Here is a 13756-nt window from a genome sequence, read left to right as displayed (position 1 = left end):
GGGCCTCCATGGCCAGCCCGAACACCCACGACATGTGGCCCTTCGCGGCTTGGTGGGATGCGGACGACGTCGACGACAGGGTGGAGCTGGAGATCCTCGACGAAGGCCAGGCGGACGATGAGCGGAAGGGGCGCGCGGCTGTGCGCGAGAAGCTGGCCGAGACCTGGGGCCTCGACGACCCCGACGCCGCCAGCGCGATGGACGCCTGCATCAAGACCCTGGGCGCGAGCGACGCGGCGACCGCCGTCGTCTCGATCGAGGACCTGTGGGGGGAGCGTGATCCCCAGAACGTTCCGGGTATAGCTGAGGAGTACCCGTCGTGGCGCAAGCGCCTGGCGCTGTCCACGGAGGCCTTCCGGCACGACACGGAGGTGCTGAGGAGGCTCCAGGAGTTGAACGATCTTCGAGAACGAAAGGGTGCCGACCATGACCGACCGGACACCTGACGACGCCGGACAGCCGGCGGAGACGCCCAAGCGCAGGACCCGCAAGCCCCCAGCCGAAGGCGGGGCGAAGCCGGCCCGCCGCACAGCCGCCACGAAGAAGGCGCCGGCGGCGAAGCGGCCCACCCGCAAGCGTTCGGGTCCGGTCTGGACCGACGTCTCGGTCCTGACCGACGACGACCTGTACCTGTTCAACGAGGGGACGCACTCGCGCCTGGGGGAGCGGATGGGGGCGCACCCGCTCGTGGTGGACGGGACGGAGGGCACCCACTTCTCCGTGTGGGCCCCCGACGCCCAGTACGTGTCGGTGGTGGGCGACTTCAACGGATGGGGTCCCGGCGCCCACCCGCTGGGGGCGCGGGGCAAGTCGGGGATATGGGAGGGGTTCGTCCCCGGCGTTGGGAAGGGAGCCCTGTACAAGTTCCACATCGCCTCGCGGCACGGTGGCTACTCGGCCGACAAGACCGACCCCTACGGCCTCTTCTACGAGGTGGCGCCGAAGACGGCCGCCATCGTGTGGGACCTCGAGTACGAGTGGAACGACCAGGAGTGGATGGAGCGCCGAGCGCACCGGAACTCGATCGACGCGCCCCAGTCGATCTACGAGGTGCACCTGGGGTCCTGGATGCGGCACGACGACACCGGGCACAGCCTGTCCTACCGTGAGATCGCGCCGAGGCTGGCCGAGCACGTGTCCAGGCTCGGATTCACCCACGTTGAGCTCCTGCCGGTGATGGAGCACCCGTTCTTCGGATCGTGGGGCTACCAGTGCACGGGTTTCTTCGCTCCCACGAGCCGCTTCGGCACGCCCCAGGACTTCATGTACCTGATCGACTACCTGCACCAGCACAACATCGGCGTCATCTTGGACTGGGTGCCCAGCCACTTCCCCACCGACGAGTGGGCGCTCGGTTTCTACGACGGCACGCACCTGTACGAGCACGCCGACCCCCGCCAGGGGATCCACCCCGACTGGAACTCCTACGTCTTCAACTACCAGCGCAACGAGGTGCGCTCGTTCCTCCTGTCCAGCGCGATGCACTGGCTGTCCGCCTTCCATGCCGACGGCCTGAGGGTGGACGCGGTGGCGTCCATGCTCTACCTCGACTACTCGCGCAAGGAGGGCGAGTGGATCCCCAACGTCCACGGCGGCCGGGAGAACCTCGACGCTATCGAGTTCCTGCGCAGGTTCAACGAGGACGTGTACGCCAACCACCCGGACGTCCAGACCTATGCGGAGGAGTCGACCGCCTGGCCGGGCGTCTCCCGGCCCACTTACGTGGGCGGCCTCGGGTTCGGGCTGAAATGGGACATGGGGTGGATGCACGACACGCTCCACTACTTCCAGCGCGACCCGATACACCGCCGCTTCCACCACAACAACCTGACGTTCAGGAGCCTGTACGCGTTCACGGAGAACTTCTGCCTCCCGCTCTCGCACGACGAGGTCGTCCACGGCAAGGGGTCGCTGTTGGGCAAGATGCCGGGCGACGAGTGGCAGCGCTTCGCTAACCTGCGCCTGCTGCTCTCCTACATGTGGACGACGCCGGCCAAGAAGCTCCTGTTCATGGGAGCCGAGTTCGGACAGCCGTCCGAGTGGAACCACGACTCTCAGCTCGAGTGGCACCTGCTCGAGCGGGAGCCGAACCAGGGGCTGCAGCGGCTCCTGGGCGACCTGAACCGGCTCTACCGCGACCTGCCGCCCCTGCACCAGCTCGACTGCGATGCGGCCGGCTTCGAATGGGTGGACGCGAACGACGCATCCGGGAGCGTCCTTACCTTCCTGCGGAAGGGCCGCGACCCCGATGAGGCGGTCCTCGTCTGCTGCAACTTCACCCCCGTCCTGCGGGACTCGTACCGCGTGGGCGTGCCGTGGGGAGGCAGGTGGGAGGAGATCTTCAACTCCGACGCCGCCTCCTACGGCGGGAGCGGGCAGGGGAACCTGGGCGGCGTCGACGCCCTCCCCGTGCCGCTGCATGGGCGGCCGCGGTCCCTCACCGTGACCCTCCCGCCCCTGGGGTGTGTGCTCTTCCGGGGCGCGCGCTCCGAGGCATGAGGGTTCGGGGGCTCGTCGTCGGGGAAGGGACCCGCCCATGCATGCGCCCATAGGCGCCCGGCCGGTCGCGCCGGGCTCGGTCCGGTTCGAGGTATGGGCTCCGAACGCGGAGCGTGTCGCCCTGCGTCTGGACGGCAACGAGATCGCGATGGAGCCCCTGGACCGCGGCTACCACCGTGCTACGACGGAGGCCTCACACGGCTCCCGCTACACCTTCCTGCTCAACGGCGTGGAGCGTCCGGACCCGGCCTCCCGCTGGCAACCGGACGGCGTCCACTCCCCCTCGGCCGTCGTCGACCCGGCCACGTTCGCTTGGACAGACGACGAGTGGACCGGGATCCGGATGGCCGACTGCATCTTCTACGAGCTGCACATCGGCACGTTCACGAGCGAGGGGACCTTCGACGCGGCGATCGAGCACATCCCCTACCTGGTGGAGCTCGGGGTGACGGCGGTCGAGGTGATGCCGATCGCCCAGTTCCCCGGCCACCGCAACTGGGGGTACGACGGGGTGTACCCCTACGCGGTGCAGTCCACCTACGGAGGCCCAGAAGGTTTCGCCCGTCTGGTCGACGCGTGCCACGCCCACGGGCTGGCCGTCTGCCTAGACGTCGTCTACAACCACCTCGGACCGGAGGGCTCGTACCACCGCGACTTCGGTCCGTACTTCACCGACCTGTACCGCACGCCCTGGGGCGAGGCGATCAACTTCGACGACGCCGGGTCGGACGAGGTCCGGCGGTACTTCGTGGGGAACGCCCTGCAGTGGTTCCGCGACTACCACGTGGACATCCTCCGGCTCGACGCGATCCACGGCATCGTCGACCGGTCCGCCTACCCCTTCCTGGCCGAGCTCAACGACGAGGTGCGGGAGCTAGAGCGCGAGCTGCGCCGACCTCTGCTCCTAGTCTCCGAGAGCGACCTGAACGACGTGCGGGTCATCACGGGGAGGGATGACAACGGGTACGGCCACGACGCGCAGTGGGCGGACGACTTCCACCACTCGGTCCATTCGATCGTCACCGGCGAGACGGACGGCTACTACGCCGATTTCGGCTCCCACGACGACCTCGCGGAGGCACTACGCAAGGGCTGGATCTACGACGGACGCTACTCCCGGCACCGTCAGCGCCGACACGGCAACCCTCCCGACGGGCTGCCCCCCGAGCGGTTCGTCGTCTGCGTCCAGAACCACGACCAGGTGGGGAACCGGGCGGAAGGGGAGCGGCTCTCGGCCCTCGCCGACCATGACCGCCTCCGGGTCGCGGCCGGACTGATGCTGCTCTCGCCGTTCGTGCCCCTGCTGTTCATGGGCGAGGAGTACGGCGAGACCGCCCCCTTCCTGTACTTCATCGACCACTCCGACCCCGACCTCCTGGAAGCCGTCCGGACCGGCAGGCGCGAGGAGTTCAGCTCCTTCGGATGGGAGGGGGAGGTCCCGGACCCCGCGGACGCGACGACCTTCGAACGCTCGCGCATCGACCTGGCCCTGCGCCACAAGGAGGGACATCGCGAGCTCTTCGACCTCTACCGTGAGCTGTTGCGCCTTCGACGTGAACACCCGGCTCTCCGCCACGGCGGCGTCAAGACCATGGTGGACGGCGACCTGATCTGGCTCGAGCGGAGCGGAGACGGGGTGAGCGTCAGGGCGTGCTTCAACCTGTCGGACCAGGCGCGTGCGGTCCCGGCACCCGCCGGGGAGCTCCTGGTGACCTCCGACGACACCCGATGGGGAGGGCCCGGCGCGCACGAGGGCGCTGCCTCCGGCGACGACGGCTGGACCCTGCACCCCTGGTCGTTCACCGCCTGGACCGCCCCCACGACGTAGACCAACGGCCCACCTGATGCGAACCGCCCTCACTGCGTGAGGCTATCCACGACCGTGCGGACCACGCCCCCCACCGTCGTCCTCCCGGGTGGCCCCACCCCTCCGCTGCACCGCGGGAACCCGACGATCGGACCGCCGCCGGCGGGAGCCGGGTCGCCGAGACGCACCCGGTCCGGGTCGATGAGCACGTCGCCGTCCGGGGCCACCTCGACGTGCACGCGGTCCATGTCCCGGACCCCCGGGCCCGTCACCCAGCTCCCCCGGATATCGAACATCTCCCCGTGCGTGGGTGCCGCGAAGATCTGCTCGTCCGGGCACCACGAGACCAACTCTCGTCCCATGTGCTGGGCGTAAGGGAGCAGAGCCCACACCTCGGTGCCCTGCTTCGCGACGTAGACGAACCGGCCGCCGACCATGTGCCCGGTCACGCCGTCCGGGAGCGTGTGGATGTTGAGCCGCTCGGGCCGCGACGCGGCCCACATCCCGAGCGCAGCGGCGAGCGCCAGGGCAGCCACAGCGCCCGTCACCGTCCGTCGGGTGATCACGCTCCAGGATGACCCGACCGGGGGTCCCTCGCCTCGGAAGAGGTCGCGGCCCCTCGGCGGCGAACCCCCCTGGCATGCGCCAGCTCGTCCTCGTCGTCGCCGTCGCCCTGTCGGCCGCCCTCGTCTCCCCGGCGCGCGCGCAGACCGACCCGCCGTACTCCCACACCTACGAGCACGTGCTCGTACCGATGCGCGACGGGGTCGAGCTCTCCGTGCGGATCTGGCGTCCGGTCGTCCCGCCCGGGACGGAGGTCCCCGTCATCGCCACCCTCAGCCCCTACAACGCGCTGTCCGTCCGCGCGAACGAGCAGCCCCTCCCGACGATCATGAACCGGCTCGCACATCGGTTCGTCCCGCGCGGGTACGCCTACGTGCTGGCGGACGTTCGAGGCACCCACGACTCGGGTGGCTGCTGGGACTACGGCGGCCTGAACGAGCGGCGGGACGGCTACGACCTGGTCACCTGGCTCGGCACCCGCGAGTGGTCGAACGGTCGCGTCGGGATGATCGGCGGCTCCTACGACGGGACGACCGCCAACGCGGCCGCCGTCGAGCGCCCTCCCCACCTGGCGACGATCGTCCCCATCTCGGCCATCAGCCGGTGGTGGGGGTACGCGTATCACGGCGGGGCTCGCGTCGTTTACTCGGGCGCGACCGCCGACCTCGACCCCCCGTCGGACACACCGCTCGACTTCATGTTCGCCTACGGCTTCCTGCCCCCGCCGACCATCGGCTCCCTGGACGACGCCCAGCGCATCGCGATGCGCTGGACCCCCTGCGACCGCGTCGAGCAGACCCTGCGCGGCTACGACACGGAGCCCGACTACGACGCTTTCTGGGTCGAGCGCGACTACCTCCGCCACGCGCCGGAGATCGAGGTGCCCACCCTCGTCGCCCACGGGCTGGCCGACGTGAACGTGAAGCCGTGGGAGGGGACGGCCTGGTTCCAGGCCCTGGCCGGACCCAAGCGGATGGTGCTCGGTGGGTGGGCGCACGCGCTCCCGCCTGCCCACATCTGGAACCCGCTCCTGGACAGGTGGTTCGATCGGTGGCTGCTCGGCGTGCCCAACGGCGTCGAGGACGAGCCGGCCGTGTACGTGTCGCGCGGTCTGGACGAACCTGAGCAGGACTCGTGGGGCGACGGACCCGTCCTGCGCGTGCCGCTGTCCGGGAGCCCTGTGACGTATCTCGACCACGCGGCGCTCACCGAGACCGAGATGGTCCTCGGGGTGGGTCCGGCCCGCTACGCGACGCTCGACGTCCCGGTGCCGCCCGGCACCCGGATCCAGGGGAGACCGGTCGTCCACCTCCGCGCCCGCAGCGACTCGACGAGCACTCACTTCACCGCCATCCTGGTCGCGGCCGGCCCGGCTGGGCGCAGGCTCGTCGCGCGTGGGTTCCTCAACGCCCGCTACCCCCAGGGGCCGGGGACGGGGCAGGACCTCGTCCCGGGCGAGGAGCGGACGTTCCGGATCGAGCTGATCGACGACGATGTCACGTTGGACCCGACGGACCGCCTCCGACTGGTGATCGCCTCATCGAGCGCAACGTGGGTGGCGTCCGACGAGCAGCGGGCGACGAACACCGTCCTGCCGGACGGCTCCCACGTAGAGATACCCGTCCACGGATAGGACGCCCCCCGCGGCTCGGCGCCCCTCTGCCCGAACGACCCCCTGCGGACGCCTCCCCGGCTCCCACCCGTCCGGTGCATAGACTCGGAAGGCACCCGACCGACGGAGGACCTTTGCGCATCTGGCCCGGCAAGCCGTACCCGCTCGGCGCCACCTGGGACGGGGAAGGGGTCAACTTCGCCATCTTCTCCGAGAACGCGACCGGGGTGGAGCTGTGCCTGTTCGACGACCCGGACGACCCGAAGGAGTCCCGGACCGTCTCGCTGCGGGAGCGGACCGACCTGATCTGGCACGTCTACCTCCCGGACGCGCGGCCCGGACAGCTCTACGGGTTCCGGGTGGACGGTCCGTACGACCCGGGCCGTGGACACCGGTTCAATCCCGCGAAGCTGCTCCTCGACCCCTACGCGAAGGCCATCTCCGGGACGGTCCAGTGGTCGGACGCCATCTTCGGGTACACGATCGGGGACCCCCGCGAGGACCTCGCTCCGGACCCCCGCGACTCCGCCCCCGGCATGCCCCGGTGCGTGGTGATCGACCCCGCCTTCACGTGGGGGGACGACCGGCCGCCCAAGGTGCCGTGGAACCGCACGATCATCTACGAGGCGCACGTGCGCGGGATGACGATGATGCACCCGGCCGTGCCCGACGAGCTGCGCGGGACCTACCTCGGCATCGCGTCGGACCCGATCGTCGACCACCTGGTGGACCTCGGGATCACCTCGCTCGAGCTGCTGCCAGTCCACCAGTTCGTCAACGACCGCCACCTCTGGGAGCAGGGGCTCACCAACTACTGGGGCTACAACTCGATCGGTTTCTTCGCGCCCGACGTGCGCTACGCGTGCGGGCGGCTCGGAGGGCAGGTCGACGAGTTCAAGTCGATGGTCAAGACCCTCCACCGGGCGGGGATAGAGGTGATCCTCGACGTGGTCTACAACCACACGGGCGAGGGCAACCACCTCGGCCCCACCGTCTGCCTCCGCGGGGTGGACAACGCGTCCTACTACCGGCTGATGCCGCACGACCAGCGGTTCTACATGGACTTCACGGGGACCGGGAACTCGATGAACATGCTGCATCCGCGCACGATGCAGCTGATCATGGACTCTCTGCGCTACTGGGTCACCGAGATGCACGTGGACGGGTTCCGGTTCGACCTGGCCCCCGTCCTGGCGCGCGAGCTGTACGAGGTGAACCGGCTCGGGACCTTCTTCGACATCATCCAGCAGGACCCCGTCATCTCCCAGGCGAAGCTGATCGCCGAGCCGTGGGACGTCGGACCCGGCGGCTACCAGGTGGGTAACTTCCCGGTCGGGTGGGCGGAGTGGAACGGGGAGTACCGCGACTGCGTCCGCGCGTTCTGGCGGGGCGACCAGGGGCGGGTGCCCGAGCTCGCGTACCGACTGTCCGGATCGAGCGACATCTACGCGGCGTCGGGACGTCGCACGTACGCGTCGATCAACTTCGTGACGGCGCACGACGGGTTCACCCTCACCGACCTCGTCTCCTACGAGCAGAAGCACAACTGGGAGAACGGGGAGGGGAACCGGGACGGCCACGACCACAACCTCTCCAGCAACTGGGGCGTCGAGGGCCCGACCGACTCGGTGCAGGTGAACCGGATGCGCGAGCGCATGAAGCGCAACATGCTGGCCACCCTCATCTTCAGCCAGGGCGTCCCGATGCTGCTCGGGGGCGACGAGATCGGCCGGACGCAGCGCGGCAACAACAACGCCTACTGCCAGGACAACGAGATCTCGTGGTTCGACTGGGACCTCGACCCGGCGGACCGTGAGCTGCTGGCCTTCACGAAGCGGCTCATCGCTATCCACAACGCCAACCCGGTGCTCAGGCGGCGATCGTTCTTCACGGGGAGACCGGGGGCAGGCGGGGTCCGCGACATCCACTGGCTGCGTCCGGACGGCGAGGAGATGACCGATGCCGACTGGGCCAGCCCGGTGAACCACGTCCTGGGGATGCTGATGCCGGGCGACCTCACCGACGAAGTGGATGAGCGCGGCCGTCCGGTCTTCGGGCAGACCCTCCTGCTCCTCCTGAACGGCGGGACGCGGTCGCGACTCTTCACGCTGCCTAAACCAGAGGAACGCGGGGTATGGGAGGAGGTGATGAACACCGCTCGCCCCGGCACCCGGCCCGTACGCAAGGGCGCCCTGAACCTCGTCGCCCACTCGCTCGTGCTCCTGCGGTTCGCGGAGGAGTTCGGCACGTGAGGCCCCGGCCGCCGGGCGCGACGTACCGGCTCCAGTTCAACCCCGGCTTCGGCTTCGCGGACGCGACGCGGATCTGCGACTACCTGCGGGACCTCGGCATCACCGACGTCTACGCCTCCCCGCTGCTGGCCGCCAGGCCCGGGAGCACCCACGGCTACGACGTAGCGGACCCCACCCGCTTCAACCCGGAGCTCGGGTCCGGACGCGATGCGGACGCCTTCGCGGCCCGCCTCGAGGACCTGGGGATGGGGCTGCTGCTGGACATCGTCCCGAACCACATGGCCGCGTCCACCCACAACCCCTGGTGGAACGACGTACTGGCTCGCGGCCGCGCGTCGGCGTTCGCGGACTTCTTCGCGGTCGACTGGGACGCTCAGGGGGGGAAGATCCTCCTCCCCATCCTCGGCGGCCCCTACGGGGAGGTGCTCGAGCGCGGCGAGCTCGAGCTCCGATGGACCGCGGAGGGGCCGAAGCTCGGCTACTACGACAACGTCCTCCCGCTCGACCCCTCCACGACGCGGCGGATGAGGGAGTCCGACGCCCGGGAGCTGAACGGCACCCCCGGCGACCCGTCGTCGTTCGACGCCCTCCACGAGCTGCTCGAGCAGCAGCCCTACCGGCTGGCCTGGTGGCGCACCGCCAACCGGGAGGTGAACTACCGACGGTTCTTCGACATCGGGGACCTGATCTCGATCCGGCAGGAGGAGCCGGCCGTGTTCGAGGCGACGCACGGCTTCGTCCTCGACCTCGTCTCCCGTGGGGTGGTGACCGGGCTCAGGATCGACCACATCGACGGACTGCGGGACCCGGGCGGCTACCTCAGCCGCCTGCGGGATGCCTCCGGCGGCGCCTACGTCGTGGTCGAGAAGATCCTCGCTCCGGACGAGCACCTCCCCGAGGACTGGCCCGTGGCCGGGACGACGGGGTACGAGTTCCTGAACACGGCGGCCGCGATCCTGGCCGACGAGCGGTCCGAGCCCGTCCTCCAGCGACTGTTCGAGACCTGGACCGGCGATGCCCGTCCTTTCTCCGAGGTCGTCCACGAAGCGAAGCGCCAGGTGCTGGACGACCTCTTCGGGTCGGACGTCTCCCGCCTCCTCCGCCTCGTGACCGACCGGGTCGCGCAGGACCGTCACACGCGCGACCTCGACCCGGCCGACCTGCGCGAGGCGCTCCTCGAGGTGACCGCCTGGCTCCCCGTGTACCGGACGTACGCCAACCCCGGCGAGATGTCTCCCGCTGACGCAGAGCGCATCGAGGGAGCCGTGCGCGACACGATCAGGCACCGTCCGGACCTCCGTCCGGCCGCCGAGTTCCTCGGGAGGATGCTGCTCGAGGCGGGCGAGTTCACCGTGCGATGGCAGCAGTTCACCGGCCCGGCGATGGCGAAGGGACACGAGGACACCGCCCTCTACCGCTACGTCCGGTTGATCAGCCGAAACGCGGTGGGCGGCGAGCCGAGTGACGTCGCGCTCCCGGTGGACACCTTCCACCGCTTCTGCGCGGACCGGGTCCGACGCGGGGAGGCCTCCCTCTCCGCCACGTCGACCCACGACACGAAGCGCGCCGAGGACGTGCGGGCGCGGATCGACGTCCTGACCGAGATCCCCAAGGAGTGGGCCCAGCGCGCTACCCGGTGGAGGGAGATGAACGCTCCCCTGCGGCGAGGCGAGACCCCCTCGCCGCACGAGGAGCTGCTGCTGTACCAGACGCTCGTCGGCACCTGGCCCCTCGACGCGGCGGGACGCAAGGGCTACTCCGGACGCATCGCCGACTACATGGTGAAGGCGGCCCGGGAGGCGAAGGCGGAGACGTCCTGGCTCGACCCCGACACCGACCACGAGCAGGCCCTGCGTGGATTCGTCCGGCGCGTGCTCGGACCGCGCAACCGGCCGTTCCTCGACGACATCGCCGACCTCTGCTCGACCGTCTCGCTGCACGGAGCCATGAACTCCCTGGCCCAGGTCGTACTGAAGATCGCCGCCCCCGGCGTCCCGGACATGTATCAGGGGACGGAGCTGTGGACCCTTTCGCTCGTCGATCCGGACAACCGCCGCCCGGTCGACTTCGACCTTCGCGCGTCGATGCTGGAGGACATCCGCAAGCGCCAGGACGACGACCCAGACGCCCTGCTCCGGGACCTGCTGGATGGATGGACCGACGGCCGCGTCAAGCTCTATACGACCCACCGAGCACTGCAGGTCCGGCTCGACCACCGGGCCGTCTTCGATCACGGGAGCTACACGGCCCTGGCCGCCGACGGGAGCCGAGCCGACCACGTGGTGGCGTTCGCCCGTCAGCACGAGCGGTCTTGGGTGGTCGCGGTGGTCCCACGGCTGACGGTCCGTCTCGGCCGCGGGCGGCTGCCGCTCGGCCGGCGCGCCTGGCGAGACACCGTCCTGAGGCTCCCGTCCCGCGCGCCCACGCGCTGGGTCGACGCCTTCACCGGACGACGCCTAGAGTCGGCCGACGGACGGCTCCGTCTCTCGGAGACGCTGGACCGCTTCCCCGTCGCCCTGCTGCACCGAGCGCCATGATCGTCGCGTTCAGCCTCACCCCGCTCGGGGCGGGCGAGTCGGTGGGCGAGATCGTGGCCGACGCCGTCCGCGTCGTGCGCGCATCCGGGCTCCCGAACCGGACCGACGCCATGTTCACCTCCGTGGAGGGCGAGTGGGAGGAGGTCATGGACGTGGTGAAGCGGGCGGTCGACGCCGTCCTGGCCCGGGCCCCCAGGTGCAGCGTCGTCCTCAAGGCGGACATCCGCCCGGGCGTCACGGGGGCGCTGGACTCGAAGGTCGCCACGCTGGAGGAGCACGTCCGACGTGCGGAGGAGGGATGACGATGGAGGAGATGCCGACCGCCTCGTTCGTGTGCAGGTGCGGCGAGGAGTTCACCAGCGAGCAGGCCCTGCAGGAACACGCGCGCGAGGCGCACGGGGCGATGGACACCGACGAGGTCGCGCCGCTCGTGTGTCCCGAGTGCCAGGCCTCGTTCGGCACCCCCGAGCAGCTCGCGGAGCATCAGGGGTCGCACGGCACCCACTCCGAGCGCGAGGAGCAGTTCGGCTCCTGAGTCGATCCGGTACTCAGCGCGCGATGCGGAGGAGTACCGGGTGACGTCCCCTCAGTGAGGCGAGCGATCGTTCCAGCACCCGCGCGTCGAGTTCGGGCTCGGCCACCGCCTCGACTGCGTTCGCCACCGAGCCGCTATCGATACCCCTCAGGACCGCCGCCACGACACGCAGCGGCGCCGCCACCACCCTCTCGCGTCCGCTCATGCGGACATCATGAGCGGGTGATGTTTCTTGCGTGTTGCCCGGCCGGAACCCCTCTGTGAACGGGTCTAGTACTTCGGTCCCTTCTCCACGTCACGCAGGCGCTGGGCGACGCCCTTGAGGATCTTGACCGTCACGTCCGGGTTCTCCCGGATGAAGCGATGGAAGCTGCCCGAGTCGAGGACGAGGAGCCGCATGGGCGTCGCAGCGGTCACGGTCGCGGACCTCGGCTCGTGGTCGAGCAGGGACATCTCCCCGAAGAACGAACCGCTCCCGAGCTCCGCCAGCTTGCGCTTGCGCAGGGTGACCTTCGCCGTACCGTCTACGATCACGAAGAACTCGTAGCCCGGCGCTCCCTCCTTGGCGAGCACCTTCCCCTCCTCGACCTCCACGTCGTCGCAGAGCGAGGCGATCTTCTGCAGCTCCTTGTTCGTGCACGCCGCGAGCAGGGGGACCTGCTTCAGCAGCTCGACCTTCGTGTTCGCCTTCGGTCTGATCGGCACCTGTGCCCTCCTGTTCTCGCCCGGACATGCACCAGGACAGGCTACGCGTTCACCACTCGCCCGCGGACAGGCCCCGCGACGTGCCCGGGGTGGGAGTCGAACCCACAAGCCCTCTCGGGCAGAGGATTTTAAGTCCCCCGCGTCTGCCGGTTCCGCCACCCGGGCCGTCTCACAGGGTACCGGGGCGGCATCAGCCGAAAGCGTCGATCTCCTCCCCGCCGCTCACCCCCGCCATATCGGCGACGAGGCCGTCGAGGATGTCCGTCTCGGAGACGAGAGCCTCCTCGAACCCCCATCGGTCCATGATCCGCTCCCAGATCAGCGCTCCGGCCGCGATGACGTCCGCGCGTCCGGGGTGGACGGCTGCCAGGGGGCGGATATCGGCCACCGGCAAGGAGAGCAGGCGCTGCGTCCACTCCCGCACGTCGCGGACGGCCAGGCGGGCGTGGTGCACCAGCGACGCGTCGTAGCTCTGCAGCCCGGCGACGAGCGCGGTGAGCGTCGTCACGGTGCCCGCGACACCGACGAGCGTCTCGTCTCCCACGAGCCCCACGTGCCGCTCGGCCTCGACGAGCGCGGCGTCCACGACCGCCCGGGCACCGCCTATCTCGCCCTGCGTCGGGGGGTCCGAGGTGAGGCACCTTTCCCGCAACCGTACCGACCCCACGTCCACCGAGATCACTGCCTCCGCCTCGACCGTGCCGCGTACGAACTCGGTCGAGCCCCCGCCTATGTCCACCACGCAGAACGGACCCTCTCCCAACCCGAGCGTCGCGCCGAGGAACGTGAGCCTGCCCTCGTCGGCGCCGTCCAGGATCTCGAGTTCCAGACCGGTCTCCGAGGACACGGCCGCACAGAGCTCGTCGCGGTTTGCGGCGTCGCGCGCGGCGCTCGTGGCGGCCACCCGCACGCGCGTGGCTCCCAGGTCGCGGGCTCGCTCCGCGTACGAGGCGATCCGCCGGACGGTCCGAGCCAGCGCCTCCGGGTCCAGACGCGCCGACGCGTCGACCCCCTCGCCCAGCCGCGTCACCTCGAGGTCGCGCGCGACCGGTACGAGCGACGACTGAACGTCACAGACCAACAGCCTCGTGGTGTTGGTCCCGACATCGATCGCGGCCAGCCGGGTCACGGCAGCTCGACGCACGGTGGGGAGGCGAGCAGAGGACCGATCTCCGCCTCGACCATCTCTCCGACGGGGTTGCCGCCGACCGCGGCGTGATGGGCATAATGGGCGTGGAGGCACTT

At 70.0% G+C, this 13756-nt stretch carries 12 protein-coding genes and 1 tRNA gene; 8 read left to right on the top strand and 5 right to left on the bottom strand.

From position 1 onward, the window contains the following. From VM840_10810 to treZ, 3 genes are all read left to right on the top strand, one after another. On the top strand, positions 1–446 hold a 446-nt coding region (locus VM840_10810; GenBank protein ID HVL82066.1), incomplete at its 5' end, for a 4-alpha-glucanotransferase. Then, positions 427–2499: a 1,4-alpha-glucan branching protein GlgB gene (gene glgB / locus VM840_10805; GenBank protein ID HVL82065.1), complete on the top strand. Its 2073-nt coding sequence runs from the start codon at positions 427–429 to the stop codon at positions 2497–2499. The genes VM840_10810 and glgB, both read left to right, overlap by 20 nt. Positions 2500–2536: 37 nt before the next feature. Continuing rightward, complete coding sequence (gene treZ, locus VM840_10800; protein ID HVL82064.1) at positions 2537–4327, top strand: malto-oligosyltrehalose trehalohydrolase; 1791 nt, start codon at positions 2537–2539, stop codon at positions 4325–4327. Between the two features lie 29 nt (positions 4328–4356). Here the strand turns inward: treZ and VM840_10795 are convergent, their stop codons facing one another. Beyond that, entirely contained in the window at positions 4357–4872 is a 516-nt protein-coding gene (locus tag VM840_10795) for a hypothetical protein (protein HVL82063.1), read from the bottom strand. Between the two features lie 74 nt (positions 4873–4946). Between VM840_10795 and VM840_10790 the strand changes: the two genes are divergently transcribed. The 5 genes from VM840_10790 to VM840_10770 all read left to right on the top strand — a co-directional run bounded on the left by VM840_10790 (position 4947) and on the right by VM840_10770 (position 11806). After that, entirely contained in the window at positions 4947–6503 is a 1557-nt protein-coding gene (locus tag VM840_10790; protein HVL82062.1) for a CocE/NonD family hydrolase, read from the top strand. A gap of 113 nt (positions 6504–6616) precedes the next feature. Beyond that, positions 6617–8734, top strand: coding sequence for a glycogen debranching protein GlgX (glgX, locus tag VM840_10785; protein HVL82061.1), 2118 nt, complete (start codon positions 6617–6619; stop codon positions 8732–8734). Next, complete coding sequence (treY, locus tag VM840_10780; GenBank protein HVL82060.1) at positions 8731–11271, top strand: malto-oligosyltrehalose synthase; 2541 nt, start codon at positions 8731–8733, stop codon at positions 11269–11271. The genes glgX and treY overlap by 4 nt, the downstream gene beginning before the upstream one ends. Continuing rightward, positions 11268–11573, top strand: coding sequence for an MTH1187 family thiamine-binding protein (locus tag VM840_10775; protein ID HVL82059.1), 306 nt, complete (start codon positions 11268–11270; stop codon positions 11571–11573). The genes treY and VM840_10775 overlap by 4 nt, the downstream gene beginning before the upstream one ends. Beyond that, positions 11570–11806: a C2H2-type zinc finger protein gene (locus VM840_10770; GenBank protein HVL82058.1), complete on the top strand. Its 237-nt coding sequence runs from the start codon at positions 11570–11572 to the stop codon at positions 11804–11806. The genes VM840_10775 and VM840_10770 overlap by 4 nt, the downstream gene beginning before the upstream one ends. A 13-nt stretch (positions 11807–11819) precedes the next feature. On the opposite strand, the gene VM840_10765 is transcribed toward VM840_10770, so the two are convergent. The 4 genes from VM840_10765 to VM840_10750 all read right to left on the bottom strand — a co-directional run bounded on the left by VM840_10765 (position 11820) and on the right by VM840_10750 (position 13640). Further along, positions 11820–12011 (bottom strand): hypothetical protein, encoded by a 192-nt coding sequence (locus VM840_10765; protein ID HVL82057.1) that lies wholly within the window; start codon positions 12009–12011, stop codon positions 11820–11822. A 65-nt stretch (positions 12012–12076) separates the two neighbouring features. Next, positions 12077–12511 (bottom strand): cyclic nucleotide-binding domain-containing protein, encoded by a 435-nt coding sequence (locus VM840_10760; protein ID HVL82056.1) that lies wholly within the window; start codon positions 12509–12511, stop codon positions 12077–12079. An 81-nt stretch (positions 12512–12592) separates the two neighbouring features. After that, positions 12593–12676: transfer RNA gene (locus tag VM840_10755), tRNA-Leu, on the bottom strand. 25 nt (positions 12677–12701) lie between these two features. Then, positions 12702–13640: an exopolyphosphatase gene (locus tag VM840_10750; GenBank protein HVL82055.1), complete on the bottom strand. Its 939-nt coding sequence runs from the start codon at positions 13638–13640 to the stop codon at positions 12702–12704. Between the last annotated feature and the right edge of the window lie 116 nt (positions 13641–13756).

The sequence above is a fragment of the Actinomycetota bacterium genome, from assembly GCA_035540895.1.
In the GTDB taxonomy this organism is placed as follows: Bacteria; Actinomycetota; JAICYB01; order JAICYB01; family JAICYB01; genus DATLFR01.
Note: the sequence above shows the minus strand (reverse complement) of the source record. Positions and strands in the feature narration are given on the sequence as shown.

Coding starts and splice junctions, on each gene's coding strand:
- VM840_10770 (HVL82058.1), top strand. CDS start 11,570: ATGACGATGGAGGAGATGCCGACCGCCTCGTTCGTGTGCAGGTGCGGC.
- treZ (HVL82064.1), top strand. CDS start 2,537: ATGCATGCGCCCATAGGCGCCCGGCCGGTCGCGCCGGGCTCGGTCCGG.
- VM840_10765 (HVL82057.1), bottom strand. CDS start 12,011: ATGAGCGGACGCGAGAGGGTGGTGGCGGCGCCGCTGCGTGTCGTGGCG.
- glgB (HVL82065.1), top strand. CDS start 427: ATGACCGACCGGACACCTGACGACGCCGGACAGCCGGCGGAGACGCCC.
- VM840_10775 (HVL82059.1), top strand. CDS start 11,268: ATGATCGTCGCGTTCAGCCTCACCCCGCTCGGGGCGGGCGAGTCGGTG.
- VM840_10790 (HVL82062.1), top strand. CDS start 4,947: ATGCGCCAGCTCGTCCTCGTCGTCGCCGTCGCCCTGTCGGCCGCCCTC.